This is a genomic window from candidate division KSB1 bacterium (genome assembly GCA_034521575.1).
In the GTDB taxonomy this organism is placed as follows: Bacteria; Zhuqueibacterota; Zhuqueibacteria; order Residuimicrobiales; family Krinioviventaceae; genus JAXHMJ01.
The window spans coordinates 1,119,117-1,135,914 of record JAXHMJ010000002.1 but is presented as its reverse complement, the minus strand read 5'-3'; the positions used below and the strand labels follow the sequence as shown (position 1 = coordinate 1,135,914).

The window sequence follows — 16,798 nt, the reverse complement described above, 5'->3', positions numbered from 1 at the left end:
AATGTATATATAAATTTACAAAAAATATTGAATAAATCAAGAATTAAGTCCAATATACAGACTCTTTTATAAAGTTGATAAAAAGAGTTGACTTTTTAAAATTAATATATTATATTTATATGTAATAAACATATAGATGTGAGAAAAAATATGAATCAAGATTGTAATTGTCCCAAACGCAGACAGGCGCGCTGGCTTGAGGCGTCGATTTTGTACTTGTTGTGGGAAAAACCGGCACACGGGTACGAGCTTATGGCAGCTTTGCCTCATCTGGGCTTTATGGATCAAGATGCCGATGCCGGCGCGGTTTATAGAACGCTGCGCCATCTTGAGAAATTCGGATATGTTATTTCAGAATGGGATACCTCGGGCGCCGGACCTGCAAAACGTTTGTACAAATTAACAAAAAGTGGAAATGAGCATTTGCATGTCTGGCGAGCCATTATTCAAAAACGGCTCAAAAGTCTGGAAGCATTTGCAGAAAAGTTAAACCAGCTAAAGGGAGAACATGATGAAAATAGCGATACCATGCCAAAACAGGCAAAGGGATACGTTGATTGATCCGAGATTCGGACGCGCAAAATATTTCATGATATTTGATTCAGAGTCCGGGGATATTACTTTTCTCGATAATGAACAGAACTTACAGTCTCCTTCTGGAGCCGGGATACAGTCTGCTCAGACAATAGTTAATGCCGGGGTAGATTCTCTGTTGACCGGTCATTGTGGACCCAAGGCGTTTCGTGCTTTGAATGCTGCCGGTGTGTCTGTTTATACCCATGTACAGGGAGATGTGACCGATGCCATTGAAGCTTTTCAAACCGGTAAATTACAGAAAGCTGATCAAGCGGATGTAGAGGGTCACTGGTAGAGATTGTTAATAAAAACAGGTATCAAGAATGTTCAAGAAGATTGCAGTTGCCAGCGGTAAAGGTGGAACCGGAAAAACTTTTGTAGCAACAAATTTAGCTGTGTCTTTATCCAGACAGCACATCAAGACCCGATTGCTGGATTGTGATGTAGAAGCACCCAACAGCAATTTATTTATCCACGCAGAGTGGACAAACAGTGAACCGGTCAACATATTAGTTCCCCAGGTGGATCAGGATAAATGCAATTTGTGCGGGAATTGTCACAAGGTTTGTGAATTTAATGCGATTGGTGTCTTTGGCTCAAGCGTGCTGGTTTTTAATGAATTGTGTCATGGATGCGGCGGCTGTAGGTTGGCTTGTCCTGAGAATGCAATTCGGGAAGTAGATTATCCGACCGGAGTATGCCATTATGGGTTTGCGAAAGATCTGAATATTGTCAGCGGTGAATTGAATATCGGAGAGGCCAAAGCGCCACCTGTGATTGCTGCTGTAAAGAAACACATCGCTGCGGATGAGATAGCGATCATCGATGCACCGCCCGGCACGTCATGTCCGGTTGTCGAAACAGTTCGGGATGTTGATTATGTTATATTGGTGACCGAACCAACTCCTTTCGGGTATAATGATTTAAAGTTGTCTGTGAATCTTTTGCGCAAATTAGAAAAACGTTTCGGTGTCATCATCAATCGTTCCACTTTGGGAGATGACAGGGTGGAGGAATTTTGCCTTGAACATGAAATAGATATATTGGCGAAAATTCCCTATAGCCGTACTATTGCTCAGGCTTATGCAACCGGAAAACTGGTGATAGAGATGGATGAATTTAAAAATACATTTACAGATATTTATCAAGCAATTGAAACTCGGATTTAATCATGAAAGAACTTGTCATTATAAGCGGTAAGGGCGGTACCGGAAAAACCACTGTCACCGGTTCTTTTGCAGCGCTGGCAGAGAATGCAGTTTTAGCAGATGCAGATGTGGATGCCGCAAATCTACATGTGCTAATGCGTCCTGTCGTTCAGGAAAAGCATACTTTTTCCGGTGGAAAACAGGCGTGGATTGATCCGCAACTCTGCAACCCATGCGGACGTTGCACTGAGGTCTGTCGGTTTGATGCAATTACCGGGGATTTTCAGGTGGATCCTGTTGCCTGCGAAGGCTGCGGTGTCTGTGTCTGGAATTGTCCGCTCCAGGCTATACAGTTCAATTCCCGGGAAAATGGAGAATGGTATTTTTCTAAAACGCGTTTTGGTCCTGCTGTACATGCAAAATTGGGAATTGCTGAGGAGAATTCCGGGAAACTGGTAACGCTTGTACGACAAAAGGCTAAAATGATTGCAGAGGAAAACAAACATGATCTGTTGATAGTTGACGGCCCTCCGGGCACGGGATGTCCGGTTATCGCAGCCATAGGCGGAGCCTCTTATCTGCTAATTGTCACAGAACCGACACTTTCGGCCATTCACGATATGAAGCGGGTGATTGGCATGGCTGAGCATTTTGATGTCCCGACGGGAATCTGCATCAATAAATATGATTTGCAGGAGGAGCTTACAAAAAGCATCAGAAATTTCTGCGAGCAAAAAGAAATCCCGATATTGGGAACCATTCCATTCGATCCGGGTATAGTTCATGCTCAAGTCAATGCACAGACTCCTGTTGAAATTGGAAATTCAGAACTGGAGACTGTATTTAGATCTTTGTGGAAAAATACAATTAAGGAATTAAACGCTGTTTAATATTTGTCAGGAGATGATTAATGAATCAGAATGAAAATCTGGATCAAGCACTGGAACAGATTGATCTTGAAAAAAATTTAAATCGTATCAAGTATAAAATTCTTGTTCTCTCCGGAAAGGGAGGAGTGGGCAAGAGCACTGTATCAGCGAATCTCGCACTGTCCCTAGCGTTGAACGGCAATAAAGTGGGACTGCTTGATGTGGATTTCCATGGCCCAAGCATTCCCCGATTAATGGGACTGGAAGGGCGTCAGGTGGACATGAAAAATGATAAACTGGTACCGGTTAATTTTTCGGAAAATCTCAAAGTCTTATCTTTGGGCATGCTCGTGCAGAGCCGGGATGCTGTGATCTGGCGCGGTCCTATGAAGATGGGTGCGATTAAGCAAATGCTCAAAGATGTGGAATGGGGTGATCTGGATTATCTGATTTTTGATTCGCCTCCCGGAACCGGTGATGAGCCTTTATCCGTTGTTCAGCTGGTGAAAAATGCCACCGGCGCTGTTGTTGTGACCACACCCCAGGCTCTTTCCACATCCGATGTGCGTCGATCGATCCAATTTTGCGAAAAACTCAACTTGCCGGTCCTCGGTGTTATTGAAAATATGAGCGGTTTTGTCTGTCCATCCTGCGGCGCCACTCATGATATTTTCAAAACCGGAGGCGGTGAGAGTATGTCCAGGGAAATGAATGTCGCCTTTTTGGGGAAAATACCGATTGAGCCGCAAATTGTGCAGGCCAGTGATGAGGGCAAGCCCTATGTCTATCATTACGGCAAATCTGAAACGGCTCAATCATTTCTATCTATTGTTGAACAACTTGTTGAAAAGATTAAAGGAGCCAAGACATGAATCAGAAAAAATTAGTCAAATACGCGGTGCCTGTGGTAAGCGGTAAATTGAGTATGCATTTCGGGCATTGCGAACAGTTTGCTGTGATTGAATATGATATGACTGAAAAAAAGATCGTTTCCCGCAACGACCACACCCCACCGCCGCATGAGCCGGGAGTTTTGCCGCGTTGGCTGCACGAACTGGGCGCTGATGTGATTATTGCCGGTGGAATGGGGAATCGGGCGCAAATGCTGTTTGAACAGAATGGCATCAAAGTTGTAACGGGTGCTATGGCTACCGACCCGGAACAACTGGTCCGGGATTTTGCAGGCGGTGTTCTTGAAACGGGTGAAAACATGTGCAGTCATTAAAGATTCAATGAGGTTTTTTATGAAAAAGTTTTATTTCAGCTTTGTGATAATAGTTTTAATATGCGGAGTTTCACTTATGCATGCTTCTTCTAACAAAACGGGTGTTTTCGAAAAAAACACAGATGTCGGTAATGTCAAGCATCCGGGGCAGGTCTCCTATCGTGCCAATACACAGGAATACACCCTCTCCGGAGCCGGTACCAATATGTGGTTTGGGCAGGATGAATTTCACTATCTTTACAAGCAATTGAGTGGTGATTTTATTCTTCGGGCAAATGTCAAATTTTTGGGAAAGGGTGTTAATGCGCATCGTAAACTGGGATGGATTGTCCGAAATACTCTATCATCCCAGTCAGCACATGTCAATGCCTGTGTTCACGGTGACGGACTGACCTCTCTGCAGTACCGCGATACGCGAGGGGCGGACACCGAAGAAGTTCAGTCCGATATCCAGGCACCGGATGTAGTCCAGCTCGAACGCCGCGGCGATATGTTTATCATGTCTACAGCTGAGTTTGGACAGCCGTTTGTATCTGTGCGGAAAAAATCGAGTCTGAATGACAATGTATTGGCCGGATTGTACGTCTGTTCACATGATTCCGATGTGGTAGAATCCGCTTTGTTTCAAAATGTTCGGATTATCCAGCCGGCAGACCCGATTTTACACCTTATCAGGATTATATCGGCAGCCATATTGAAATTCTTAACGTCAAAACCGGATTGCGTAAAATATTGCACAGCGAGCCGCGTTCACTGCAGGCCCCGAATTGGCACCCGCTTGGTACCCGGTTGATCTATAACAGTGAAGGACTGCTTTATAATTTTGACCTGCTGACCTATTGTACGGATAGACTGGAAACCGCATTTGCCACGAACAATAATAACGACCATGTGCTCTCGTTTGACGGTAAAAAACTGGGGATCAGTCATCACAGTGACGAACATGATGGACAGTCCATTATATACACCCTGCCTGCCTCGGGCGGAACACCGAAACAGATCACAGAGAAAGGCCCCTCGTATCTACACGGATGGTCGCCGGATGAAAAATATCTGATCTATACGGCGGAACGCAATGGACAGTATGATATTTACAGAATTTCTGTGGATACCAAACAGGAAGAGCAATTAACTGATACACCAACTCTGGATGATGGCTCCGAGTTTACACCAAATGGTGATTATATATACTTTAATTCCAACCGCACCGGCACCATGCAGATTTGGCGAATGCGCCCAGATGGAAGTGAAGAAGAACAGATCACCTTTGACGAGTACAATGATTGGTTTCCACATATCTCACCAGACGGAAAATATATTATTTTTCTTTCTTATAGGCCTGAAATCGAATCGGGAGACCATCCTTTTTACAAACACGTCTATTTGCGTATGATGTCTGTTAACCGGAAAGAACCAAACATTGTTGCTTATGTCTATGGCGGTCAGGGAACGATGAATGTACCGAGCTGGTCTCCGGATGGTAACTATGTGGCTTTTATCAGTAATACCAAACTGTTTAAATAAAGATAGCACTCTATGCACAAATTATTTTGAATATCATTATTTTCTTACTTGATTTACACAATTTACTGGTTTATATTTCTTTGGGTTTATTGGAAATATAAACCAGTTTTTTATAGGCCTGTGAATGGGTGCTGATACCATTTGAATTTATAAAAGCCGGAAAGAGACAAGCAAGACATGATCTGTAGAGTGAAATCCTTTTTACCGCTTTTATTGCTGTTTGTCAGTTTTGCGGTGTATATTGGACAGTATGTTAATGAATTTTATGTGCCGGACAGTGATTTTTTTGATTATCGTGAAAAAGCCATAGCGATGCGTAATCTTGAAAATCCGGGAATATCCAAACGCCCGCCCTTGTATTCAGCCTTGATTGCGCTTACTTCAACCCCTGTTAAAGGCCGGAATCGGGAATTATACGCCACTGAAACGATCAATCTAATCTGTGCGGCAATCAGTTTTGTGTTTCTTTATTCTATCGGTCGGCATTTTATTGGCCGCTGGGCTTTTTTGTTGGTCTGGGCATGGGCTCTGCACCCGTCGACAATCCGGATGATCATCAAGCCCAAAGCAGAGCTATTGCTTCTGGCCCTGGGTTTTTGGGCGTTTTGGCTGTTTATACGGCGAAAGCGCTGGGCGTATCTTGTCGGTTTTGCAAGTACAACGGTTCGATACGAAGGGGCATGCACCGTTGCCGGAATCGGCGGGAGCGAGTTTTTTACCCGGCGAAACAGGATAAAAACCGTTTCGTTATCATTATTGTCATTGGCATTTTTGATCGCCTGGACATTCTTGTCCTCCAGTCAGGGCGATGGACAAAGCTACACAGATTTTTATTCAAAAGGCTCAATCACTCTGGCCTATCTGCCTATTTTGCTGCAGGGAACTTTTGAATTTCTGCCGAATTCTGTTTATTTAATTCCGGCGCTCGGCGGCGTTGTCCTCATGCTGTATGGAATTGTTGTGTTTATGCGAAAAATGCCGCGGGAGACTTTGTATCTTGTTATGTATTATCTTGCGTTTGCGGTAATCCATATGGTATGGTTTACAAAGAATAAAGATTACCTGGTAATCATAACCTGGGATACAATTTTTCTGATTTTACTTGGCGGATATTCTTTGGCGACACAATCTGCTATCAAACAATGGATCTTGAAATTTTTGCAGAAAAATAAATTAATCATTCCATTGGTGCTTTTGGTTACGGCGGAAATAATCCTGCTCGTCCGTTTCCAGAGCGCCGGTTTTCGATTTTCCTGGACCGCATTCGTTCTGTTTAACTCGGCTCTGGCCGGATTTGCATTGCTTGAAATGCGCCGCTGTAACCTGATGTTTGCGCTCGTATTTTTACTTTTTTCCCTGCCTGTTTCAATGGGAATGCTGAGAAATCACAGTGATCAGTTTTACCAGATTCATTATGCCAAAGCGGAATACAGACTTGCGGCTGAATGGTTTGCAGATCAACCGAAAAATACCAGAATGGTTATCTCTCAGCCCTATATTGCACAATATTATTCAGGACGGGACAGCAGCACTTTCCTGAATTTGACGCAATTGCCCAACACCAAACCGGATTCTCTGCGTAAATGGCTGACAGCGCGTGATGTCACGCATGTGGCCTGGCTTTACGACAATCGTATCTATGAATCCGATTATTCGTGGTATCAATGGAAACTGGAAACAAGGGGATGGAAGACGATTTCTTTTCTGGAAACGCCCGAAGAGCATCCGGGATTCGAATTTGTCAGCAAGCTGGGTGCCGGAAATCGCTACGCCTTGATTTATAAGGTGAAACCCTAAAGATTGTGATGTATAAAAGAACCCGGAGACATGAAAAACATTGGAACAGAATAGATTGGTAACTGGATTATGCCCAAAGTTGATTTTGATGAATATGCTGAACAGTATGACAATGTATTACAGCAAAACATTGGCAAGCTGGGAAAGAATATTTCCTACTATGCAGAGCACAAGGTAATAACGCTTCAACGCTATTTAAAAAAGCAGCCGGCACGGATTCTTGAATTTGGTTGTGGAACCGGCCGGAATATACCATTTATAAAGTTAGCATTTCCTGATGCTTGCGTATGGGGCTGTGATGTCTCCAGAGAAAGTCTGGAAACTGCCAGGACAAATAATCCGTCTGTTTCATTTTTTCATGTGGATGAAAAGCCTGATCCATTACCGGCTATGGATATGGTGTTTGTTTCCTGTGTTTTTCATCACATACCTGTGGATCAACGCGATCACTGGATGCAGTATATCGGTATTATTTTGGCACTGCAGGGTTATTTGTTTATTTTTGAACACAACCCTTATAATCCATTGACACAACATGCGGTCAATACGTGTCCGTTTGATAAAGATGCGGTGTTGCTGCGTCCTGCAGAGTTTAAAAGTCTGCTTTCCGGCGCTTTATTGAAGCATTTGAGAACAGATTATATCCTTTTTTTCCCGGCAGGTCTTCGCCGATTCAATATATTTGAAAAATACCTGACCCGTGTCCCTTTTGGCGGTCAGTATATGGTCATGGCGCGAAAATGAACTCGAATGTTTTCAAGATCTTGAACCGGGTTTCAAGATCAAGAGTCTGTAAAATATTCATCCTGAGCGAGGTTATGAGACATTAAAATCCTGTATCCATGTTTCAAAAAGATAGGTTTTACCAAATTTTACAAGTTTTTTGCGCACGGTATCCAGAGAGCGCTGTTGATCCGGCTCACTTTTATTAAAAAATAAATCCGAAATACAGATTATTTTTTCTTCATCAGAAAGGGGGACCATATCGCGTGCAGGCAGCGGCAGCCGGCCTTTGATAATATCTTCACGCGTTAAACCGACTCCGATATGCCGCTCGCAAACCAGTGCGTGTCGGCGATAGCCTTCATGCTCCAAAATTTCCCGGCCAATTATACCATGTTTTAGATAATGTTCGCTGCCATGACATCCGATCGGAGGGGCAAAGGTACGGAAAACGCCAATATCATGTAGTAGTGATGCTTCCTTTATAAAGGAAATATCCAGGTCAGGTTTTCCGGAATGTTCAGCAATGTCTATGGCTTTTTCCTGCACAGCAATACTGTGAGGTAGTAATATATCAAAAGCTTCCTGATGATCGGTGTAATACTTTTCGAGCAGTTTTTTTGCGTTCATAAAACAACCGTGTGCTTACATACTTTTGAACAAGGTGCTGGCCATTAAAAATATCCATGCAAAGGTCATGAACCAGAACGCATGCATTGACAGAATAGGCAACGTACTGTAATGTCCGATAATGCCCAAGAGTCCTAATATTCCAGATACATTCCACCAAAATTTTCTGGGTGCGTTTATTCGCATGTTAACCTCTCTTGTGATTACTAAAAACCGTTTGCATGTCGATATACAGAGCTATTGATACTCTGTATTTGTAACATCAACAAACAAACGGTTTAAATTAGTCCAACCTATAAATGATCGGGAGAAATACTGGATTTTAAAACAGATAGTTCAACGCGATATATAATCCTGAATCTCCGTCCTGTTCATCAAATGCTTGTCCGTATTCCACAGAAAGCACAAAATTCCAGTTCATAGCGATTTTTAAACCCAATCCTGCAGAATGGTGCAATGATTCCGAGCCGGGATCGAAATATGGATCTGATTGTTCATCAGACTGTGCAGGGGAGATGTTAATTTCATCAGTGACCCGTCCGGTGTCGAAAAAGCTGTTGAGGCCGAGGTAAAAGTTTTGATTGCCGATGTTGAAACGCCAGACGATCCAGCGTAATTCAAAATTTCCATACACAAAGCCGTCACCAACGATTCGGTTTCTGTTTACACCACGGATTGATCTCTGTCCGCCCAGGCCTTCATTCCATGCGCCTGTATAGACCGACGTAATCATGAGCGGTTGAAAATAAAAGGGAGAATGACCGCTTAACGTGGTTTGATATCCAAAACGTCCCGCAAATGTCAGGGATTTTGTAATTGAATGATACTGACGGTGTGTGAGGCTGAATTTGATAAAAGATTCATCGCTCAAAAAGGAGGGAGAGCCCACGAGCACCGCTTCCGTCCAGAGCCCTTTTGAAGGATTCTGAACAGTGTTGCGTGTATCATAAACCAGTCCTGCTTTTACACTTGCAATGGTTCCACCATTCTTTTCATCCTCCGGTATCAGTCCCCAGTTCAGGTATTTTTCGTACAAGCCGGGTTGTTCATCAACAGAGGGTAGCTTGTCTTCTTTATCCAGTCCTTTGTTCAGTTTTTCAATGTCTACAGGGGCAATGTCAAAGTTTCGGACCGCGGCTCCGGCAATCCAGCGAAAATTTTCTCCACTGATACCACCCTGAAAGTCAGCTTTAGCTCTGAACAAATTGCGCTGGTACTTGTAGACCATGCGTGATTTATAATCATCAGATGTGTCATCTTCCCAATCGGGATGATAGACGGATTCATAGCCGTTGAATCCAAAAAAATCATAGGCTTCATCCGGCAAATAGCTAAGATCTGCAGTCAAACGGATGTTTGGAATCAGGTATTGGGTATCATAGTAGGCGCGAAAGATGCCGCTGCCTTTGGTAAAACGCGATACTTCCAGGTATAAAGAATGGTCATAATTTGGATAATTAGAACCGTCCCCGTAATTGAAAAGATTAACAATGGCGCCGTATTCAAATCCAAGATCCGAATTATAAGCGATGGCCGGCAACAGCCCGACATTCCACCCGGTTTTAACAATATCTTCCGAATCCTGGTTCTGTCCCCACACAGAAAGCGCGCACGAAAAGATGCACAACAGCAATACACGTTTTTTCATAAGATTTTCCTTTGATTGGTTTTATTCCAGTTCTGTTCGTTCCGGTGCAATTTTTTGCACGGCGAGCATATACTTGTAACCTGATGTGTTTGGATGTTCAAAATCAAATTTATACAGGGTGTTTTTGTGATAAAATTCAAATCGGTTTGAAAGCAGTACCTGAACTCCCGTCATGTCCTCGATATATAGAATCTGGGGATCACCGTTTGGAGACTGGATTTCAAAACGATCCACGTACATCGCAAGCGTACCGGTCATATGGCCTTTTAAATTTTGAAATTTGAAACCGGTTTTAACGGTGACATTGTGATCCTCGAAAATAGGTTGATTCTTGTCCTCCTTTTGTTTGTTCTTGACAAGAGTTTCAAGATAACTGCTTTGCCAGGTTGTCCAGTCATAAATACGCCGTCTGGGTTGTTTCGCATTATTAACAGGTACCAGTTCTCCGGTCTCTGTATATTCATTTTGAAAGCCGCAGGCTTTACAGGAGAGTAAACTCTTGTGCGATTCCAAAGTAATTAGCTGCTTGCATACCGGGCAGATAAACAGAACCCGCTCCAGGTATTCAGGCTGATTTTTAGATTTGAATTTAACCCCGTATTGAGTCTGATATTCATAATCATCGTGCCACAGAGCGTTTTGAAGTTTTTTATGAATCTCTTCAGCCGAAACAAACTTTAACTCTTCCTTGTCAAATAGCTGACTGTATTCTATAAGCATACGACCGCGGTGGGGAGATCGACTCCAGCGCGGCCTTGTCAAGTAGCCGCCACGAGTCAAGGCCACAATGACTGGAATTTTGAGGCTTTTGATGAGCTTGCTGGTGGAATAAAAGATTTCATGAGTTTGACCGTCCCATGTGGCACGGCCTTCCGGAAATACGCAAATCACACGTCCGTCTTTGGCCAAACGCATCATCTGTCTCACGGTGGAAGAATCTGATCTGGCTTTTGTTTTTGGAATGACCGCCGCCATTTTGATAAAGAGCCATCTGGCAATAGAATTTCGAAGATTTGCATCGGACATGACAAAATGGATGCGCTGTTTGATAAAACTGTTCACCATGGGCGGATCCCAAAATGTCACGTGATTGCCTACCAGTATAAACGGCGGCTTTATTTGTTTGAAAAGGGCTTTATTTTTGGCTTTGATATGATAGGATAGTCTTAGACCTTGTGCGATCGTTGCATAGGCTATAAACCATAGGATCGGATTGAATTTCTTTAATGTTTTCTTTTGCATTTTTTGCCCTTTTCTTTTTGATGCCTATGAATTAAATTCAAATTTAAAAACTTGTTTCTAATTATCAAGTTAATTATTTTCTTTTGTTAGAAACTCTAAAAAACTACCCATACAAACTAACAGGACGGCCCTATGAATTTTTCATGGCATGTGTTTATCAATTTAGGGGTAATTTCGTGTTCGTTATTGCTTGCGACAGTCATCAGATCAAAAGTAAAGTTTTTTCAGAGATATCTGATCCCCAACGCATTGACAGCCGGATTTATTCTGCTTCCGCTCTATAATTTTATTTTTCCGCTGGTTGGGCTCACATCAATTCAACTGGGGCAATTAACTTATCATTTTTTGGGATTATCCTTTATTGCGCTGACTCTGCGGCAGGGGCCGAAAGGTAAAAAACAGAGCAAAAATGCGTTTCCCACAGCGGTTGCCATTATTTCTCAGATGGCGCTGCAGGCATTTGTGGGCTTGACCCTGACTTTGGTTTTTATTGCCACATTCATGCCTGATTTGTTTCATTCATTCGGGTTTATGCTGCCGCTCGGTTTTTCACAAGGCCCCGGACAGGCATATTCCATCGGTGAGGCCTGGAGTATCTACGGGGTGGAAAATGGAGGCAGTATCGGTTTGACGTTTGCCGCGATTGGGTTTGTGTTCTGCAGTTTCGGAGGAATCTTTTTAATTCAGCATGCCCTCAAAAAAGGCTGGGTTTCAGAACAGGAACTGGAGTCCATTGACACCCATTATACCCGCACCGGGGTGCGTCCGCGCGATAGTAAATTGGAAGTGGGCGCTGAATTGAAAACAGACACAGAAGCCATTGATTCGTTTTCGCTGCATATTGCCCTGGTTTTAACAGCCTATTTTATGTCCTGGTTGCTTTTAACCGGAATCGGCGAGCTTTTGGCGCTTGCCGGTCCCATGGGAGTGGAATTGGCCACAAATCTATGGGGTATTAATTTTATCTTTGCCGCTTTTATGGGGCTGACGCTGCGCGCTTTGTTGGTTAAATGCAAGGTTGATTACATCGCAGATAACAAGACGTTGACGCGTATAACCGGTCTGAGTGTCGATATTATGGTGGCAAGCGCTGTTGCTGCAATTTCGCTGGTGGCGGTGTGGCAGTATTGGCTCCCGATTATTATCCTGGCCGTGGTCGGCGCGGTGATGACCTTTTATGCTACAATCTGGTTCTGCTCACGCCTTTTTTATGATCATCGTTTTTTGCGAACATTATTGATCTTTGGTGTATCGACCGGAACATTATCAACAGGACTGGCGCTGCTGCGCGCTGTTGATCCGGAATTTGAATCGCCTGTGGCAAAAGATTATGCCTATGCGTCCGGTCTTACGTTTTTTCTAATGATACCGCTTATTCTCGTCATCAATTTACCCCTGCAAACCTACAAGACCGGCGATCCGCTTTACATGCTGATTGCTATTGGAATTTCGTTTCTTTATCTCGTATTTGTTACGGTGTCCTATGGGTTCATTGCCAGAAAACGGGCATTGGGCCAACACAAACACTTGTGGTTCAGACATCAGGGAGACTAAAATTTATCAGGGAGATTATTATGCTTCGATATTATCAATTTATTTTGCTAACTCTTGTTTTTATCGCCGGAAATGTCCGTGGTGTTCCCGGAGATATTGTCACAGGCTTTAAAGCACCCTATTCCCACTCTACCGGAATGACATTTGATGGAAAATGTTTGTGGATTGCGGATTATGAAGAAAAAAAACTGCTGCGTGTTGATCAAAACGGCAAAGTCGTTGATTCTATAAACTCACCCGGCTACTGGCCGACCGGACTTGCCTGGGACGGCGAATTTTTGTGGAACGCAGATGATGCTCAGAACAAAATTTATAAAATCAATCCCCAGGATGGTACTGTCATGTTCCGAATTGATGCTCCGTGCAGCAATCCGTTCGGACTGGCATGGGATGGTGAAACACTCTGGGTGGCGGACCGTCGCGATTCAGAAATACATAAAATGGATTTATCCGATGGAACCGCAATCAAAACGATCAAGGCGCCTGCCGGAAATACCCAGGGCCTGACCTTTGACGGTCAGTATCTGTGGTGCAGCGACCGGGGTGAGGACGAATTGTACATGATTGACCCGGAATCCGGATGTGTACTTGTAATCGGTCAAACCCCCGGGCCCTACAGCAGTGGTCTTGCCTGGGACGGCAGTTTTTTATGGAATGTCGATTTTGAAACGGACAGCTTGTACCAGTGCGTCCGCAGGGACAAGGAATTGTACAAACTTTCGGAATGCCGGTATACCGAGGTGACTTTGAAACATCATGCCTTTCCCCGTGGTCAGGGGAGTCTTCAACAACTCAATGTATACGTTGCGATTCCGGAGGAACGTCCGTATCAGAAAATTGAATCTATACAATTTTCACCTGAGGACTATAAAGGTCTGAAGGATCGCTGGGATCAGGAATTTGCAGCTTTCTCCTATCATGATAAATCCGGTCCTGTGCCGATTGAAACAGAGATGAGTGTAAGGGCAAAGCTCTATGCTGTCGATTATTTCATTTTTCCCGATCATGTGGGCGGTCTTGAAGATATTCCGAGTGACATTGCCGAATCCTACACCGCTGACGGCAGCAAGTACCGTATCAATGATTCGTTTATTCAAGCAAAACTCAAAGAAATCTTAAATGATGAACAACGACCGTATTATATGGCTCAGCGTATATATGATTATGTCCGCAATACATTGGAATACAAACTGGAGGGTGGGTGGAATGTCGCCCCGTTTGTCCTGCAACGCGGCACCGGGTCTTGTTCGGAATATACATTCAGTTTTATTGCATTATGCCGGGCTGCGGGAATTCCGGCCCGTTATGTAGGCGCTGCTGTTGTGCGGGGCGATGATGCGAGTATCGATGAATATTTTCATCGGTGGCCCGAGGTCTATTTGCCCGGATATGGCTGGATCCCAATGGATCCACAGGCCGGTGATAAGCAAACTCCGAGAGAGGTAGCTATGGGAATTGGACATCTTCCGAATCGTTTTCTGATAACCACTCAGGGAGGCGGGGATTCTGAAATACTGGGTTGGTATTACAATTCGAATGAATCCTTTATAACTGATCCCGGTATGGAACTTGAGGTCTGGACCGTCGGTGGATGGAATCCGGTTGCACGTTAATCCAGGACCGCCTCTGTTTATTAACGATGATTGTTTATGTGGAAAATAGCGCTACCTTTTTTGGGTGGAATCATGCTTTGCCCGGTGAACGGCGGGTTGCAGATATGCCGCCGTCACCGGGATTCGAACGTGTTGTGCTGTCTTGCTCAAAGTTTTATGCCGGCGCGGCAGATACAACAATTAAAGGATCCGAACAAGCCCGGACTGTCTCTATGATTTGAATTTATAAAGGCAGAGAATCTGGTGACACCGGAATGGATTTTTTCACGGACCGAGCAGAAGCGATTTGAAGGAGGCTGTTCACATTCATGTGGCGTCTCTCCAATTTGTTAATTTTGGTGATGAATGGATTATTGATTTTAAATAAATGGATAATTATATTGAGTTATGCAAAATGATCTGTACAAAACGATCGCTAAAGAAAGCCAAATAGATCTCCGGGTTAAAGGGTCTCACTTTATCGGACGCGCCTTTCCGGTGACTGACAGAAAAAAGGTCAAAGAAATCATAGTTGGCGTCTCTGAACAGCATTATGATGCAACACATAATTGTTATGCGTATTGTGTGGAAAATGGCAAGGTTGAACGATTCAATGATGATGGCGAACCGTCTGGAACTGCCGGCAAACCCATCCTCCAGGCTATTAAAGGAAATGATCTGTTAAATATTCTTGTTATTGTTACCCGATATTTTGGAGGTACAAAACTGGGAACCGGAGGTCTCGTTCGTGCGTATGGTCAAGCGGCAGGAGATGCTGTAAACGAGGCAAAGATTATTAAAAAGTATCGCACACGGCTGTTGGGTATTGAATGTCCATACGATCTGACCAACACATTAATGAAAAGCATAGAAAAATATGATGCCAAAGTTGTGCATTCTCAATTTGATGATCATATGGCGTATCAATTAAAAGTGCGTTCAAGCCGGATGGATGATTTTATTGATTATATTGTGGAAGAGTCCTCCGGGCGTATAACACCGATTGTATTGAAATAGGGAATTCAGTGTATCTTTTTTTATTTATTCTTACATTATTGCTCAGTGCGATATTTTCAGGGTCCGAGACCGCCTATATCTCTTCCAATCGAATTAAACTGCGTTTGAGGACCCATCAGGAACCGGAAAAGCAATTTTCAAATTTTCTGGTACAAAGCGACCAAACATTTTTAACGACCACCCTGGTGGGAAATAATATTGTCATGGTGGCTTGTTCGTCCCTTGCGATTGTGGTTTTCTCTGCTTTTTTTAATGAATCCGTACTGGTGCTGGTTACATCTGCATTCCTGCTGATTTTTGGGGAAATTATTCCAAAGTCTATTGCTACATTGATCCCAAACCGTATATCAGTTTCTTCGCCTTCGTTGCTTATGATGTTTTATTTTCTTTTTTATCCCCTGATATACATTTCGGAATTGTTTTCAAAACAGCTGCTTAAACTATTCAAAAGCCATGAAGATAATATCAATTCTGTTTTTTCAAAAACCAAACTGCCCATGCTCGTACGCGAATATGCACATCGCGAGTTGATTGATAAAACGGGGCGTCTGATGCTGCATCGCGCCATCAATATTGCCGATAAACGTGTCCATGATGTGCGCATCCCCCGCACAGAAATGGTCTCCTGCGAAATCAACACAGACCGGGAAGAGATTGTAAAGTTGTTCCACAACAGTGGATTTTCCCGGCTCCCGATTTACAGAGAACATGTTGACCAGATTGAAGGCTTTCTCTATGTTTTGGATTTTTTAACGGAACCGATTACTGATGTGCTGCCTCTTCGTTCACCATTGATGTTTCCCGCACACATGCGTGCGCTTGATGCATTAAAGGAATTCAAGCAAAATTGCAAAAGTATAGCTATTGTGGTAGATGAGCATGGCGGTACTGATGGTTTAATTACCCTCGAAGACATTGTTGAAGAATTATTCGGAAGCATTATAGATGAATATGATGTTTCAGAGGTTCTGATCAAATCTGTTGATGAAAAATCTATTGTTGCCGACGGCAGAGCTGAGATTGATCACCTGCGTGAACAGTACAACCTTGACTTGCCGGAAGGTGATTATGTCACCATTTCAGGGTTGGTCGAAAATAAATTGGGACGTGTCCCTGAGCGCGGCGATTATGTCCAATTGGATGATATTAAAATTATGGTCCTGGACAGCAGCAAAACAAAGATCAATAAAGTGAGAATCGATCAGAACGTGCAGGCTGTTAAGGAGAATCAAACTGATTAAACAGATTTTTAC

Annotated in this window: 18 protein-coding genes; 15 read left to right on the top strand and 3 right to left on the bottom strand. The window is 43.5% G+C overall.

Features of this window, described 5'->3' with window-relative positions:
- Window positions 1-150: 150 nt before the first annotated feature.
- From U5R06_08150 to U5R06_08105, 10 genes are all read left to right on the top strand, one after another.
- Window positions 151-561, top strand: coding sequence for a helix-turn-helix transcriptional regulator (locus tag U5R06_08150; protein MDZ7722774.1), 411 nt, complete (start codon window positions 151-153; stop codon window positions 559-561).
- The gene (locus U5R06_08145) at window positions 554-871 is read left to right on the top strand and encodes a NifB/NifX family molybdenum-iron cluster-binding protein (protein MDZ7722773.1); all 318 of its coding nucleotides are present in this window, start codon (window positions 554-556) and stop codon (window positions 869-871) included. Before U5R06_08150 ends, U5R06_08145 begins: the two co-directional genes overlap by 8 nt.
- Before the next feature lie 28 nt (window positions 872-899).
- Entirely contained in the window at window positions 900-1,745 is an 846-nt protein-coding gene (locus U5R06_08140) for an ATP-binding protein (protein ID MDZ7722772.1), read from the top strand.
- A 2-nt stretch (window positions 1,746-1,747) separates the two neighbouring features.
- A complete protein-coding gene (locus U5R06_08135) occupies window positions 1,748-2,614 on the top strand; it encodes an ATP-binding protein (GenBank protein ID MDZ7722771.1) in 867 nt (288 codons plus the stop codon).
- A 20-nt stretch (window positions 2,615-2,634) separates the two neighbouring features.
- Window positions 2,635-3,465 (top strand): Mrp/NBP35 family ATP-binding protein, encoded by an 831-nt coding sequence (locus U5R06_08130; GenBank protein ID MDZ7722770.1) that lies wholly within the window; start codon window positions 2,635-2,637, stop codon window positions 3,463-3,465.
- Window positions 3,462-3,818, top strand: coding sequence for a NifB/NifX family molybdenum-iron cluster-binding protein (locus U5R06_08125; GenBank protein ID MDZ7722769.1), 357 nt, complete (start codon window positions 3,462-3,464; stop codon window positions 3,816-3,818). Before U5R06_08130 ends, U5R06_08125 begins: the two co-directional genes overlap by 4 nt.
- Before the next feature lie 76 nt (window positions 3,819-3,894).
- Window positions 3,895-4,611 carry a hypothetical protein gene (locus U5R06_08120; protein ID MDZ7722768.1) on the top strand — a complete coding sequence of 239 codons (717 nt, stop codon included), beginning with the start codon at window positions 3,895-3,897 and terminating at the stop codon, window positions 4,609-4,611.
- Window positions 4,608-5,342, top strand: coding sequence for a DUF5050 domain-containing protein (locus tag U5R06_08115; GenBank protein ID MDZ7722767.1), 735 nt, complete (start codon window positions 4,608-4,610; stop codon window positions 5,340-5,342). The genes U5R06_08120 and U5R06_08115 overlap by 4 nt, the downstream gene beginning before the upstream one ends.
- A 177-nt stretch (window positions 5,343-5,519) precedes the next feature.
- Complete coding sequence (locus U5R06_08110; protein MDZ7722766.1) at window positions 5,520-7,139, top strand: hypothetical protein; 1,620 nt, start codon at window positions 5,520-5,522, stop codon at window positions 7,137-7,139.
- Between the two features lie 69 nt (window positions 7,140-7,208).
- Complete coding sequence (locus U5R06_08105) at window positions 7,209-7,883, top strand: class I SAM-dependent methyltransferase (GenBank protein MDZ7722765.1); 675 nt, start codon at window positions 7,209-7,211, stop codon at window positions 7,881-7,883.
- A 72-nt stretch (window positions 7,884-7,955) separates the two neighbouring features.
- Here U5R06_08105 and U5R06_08100 read toward each other — a convergent pair whose 3' ends face one another.
- The 3 genes from U5R06_08100 to U5R06_08090 all read right to left on the bottom strand — a co-directional run bounded on the left by U5R06_08100 (window position 7,956) and on the right by U5R06_08090 (window position 11,382).
- Entirely contained in the window at window positions 7,956-8,492 is a 537-nt protein-coding gene (locus U5R06_08100) for an HD domain-containing protein (GenBank protein ID MDZ7722764.1), read from the bottom strand.
- Window positions 8,493-8,814: 322 nt separating this feature from the next.
- The gene (locus U5R06_08095; protein ID MDZ7722763.1) at window positions 8,815-10,140 is read right to left on the bottom strand and encodes a BamA/TamA family outer membrane protein; all 1,326 of its coding nucleotides are present in this window, start codon (window positions 10,138-10,140) and stop codon (window positions 8,815-8,817) included.
- Window positions 10,141-10,161: 21 nt separating this feature from the next.
- Window positions 10,162-11,382, bottom strand: a complete 1,221-nt coding sequence (locus U5R06_08090) for a lysophospholipid acyltransferase family protein (GenBank protein ID MDZ7722762.1) — start codon at window positions 11,380-11,382, stop codon at window positions 10,162-10,164.
- Window positions 11,383-11,514: 132 nt separating this feature from the next.
- On the opposite strand from U5R06_08090, the gene U5R06_08085 reads away from it, so the two are divergent.
- The 5 genes from U5R06_08085 (at window position 11,515) to U5R06_08065 (ending at window position 16,786) form a co-directional block, all read left to right on the top strand.
- The gene (locus tag U5R06_08085) at window positions 11,515-12,936 is read left to right on the top strand and encodes a sodium:glutamate symporter (GenBank protein MDZ7722761.1); all 1,422 of its coding nucleotides are present in this window, start codon (window positions 11,515-11,517) and stop codon (window positions 12,934-12,936) included.
- A gap of 20 nt (window positions 12,937-12,956) precedes the next feature.
- Window positions 12,957-14,549 (top strand): transglutaminase domain-containing protein, encoded by a 1,593-nt coding sequence (locus U5R06_08080; protein MDZ7722760.1) that lies wholly within the window; start codon window positions 12,957-12,959, stop codon window positions 14,547-14,549.
- 38 nt (window positions 14,550-14,587) lie between these two features.
- Window positions 14,588-14,770: a hypothetical protein gene (locus U5R06_08075; protein MDZ7722759.1), complete on the top strand. Its 183-nt coding sequence runs from the start codon at window positions 14,588-14,590 to the stop codon at window positions 14,768-14,770.
- Between the two features lie 166 nt (window positions 14,771-14,936).
- The gene (locus U5R06_08070; GenBank protein MDZ7722758.1) at window positions 14,937-15,545 is read left to right on the top strand and encodes a YigZ family protein; all 609 of its coding nucleotides are present in this window, start codon (window positions 14,937-14,939) and stop codon (window positions 15,543-15,545) included.
- 8 nt (window positions 15,546-15,553) lie between these two features.
- Complete coding sequence (locus tag U5R06_08065; protein ID MDZ7722757.1) at window positions 15,554-16,786, top strand: hemolysin family protein; 1,233 nt, start codon at window positions 15,554-15,556, stop codon at window positions 16,784-16,786.
- Window positions 16,787-16,798 lie beyond the last annotated feature (12 nt).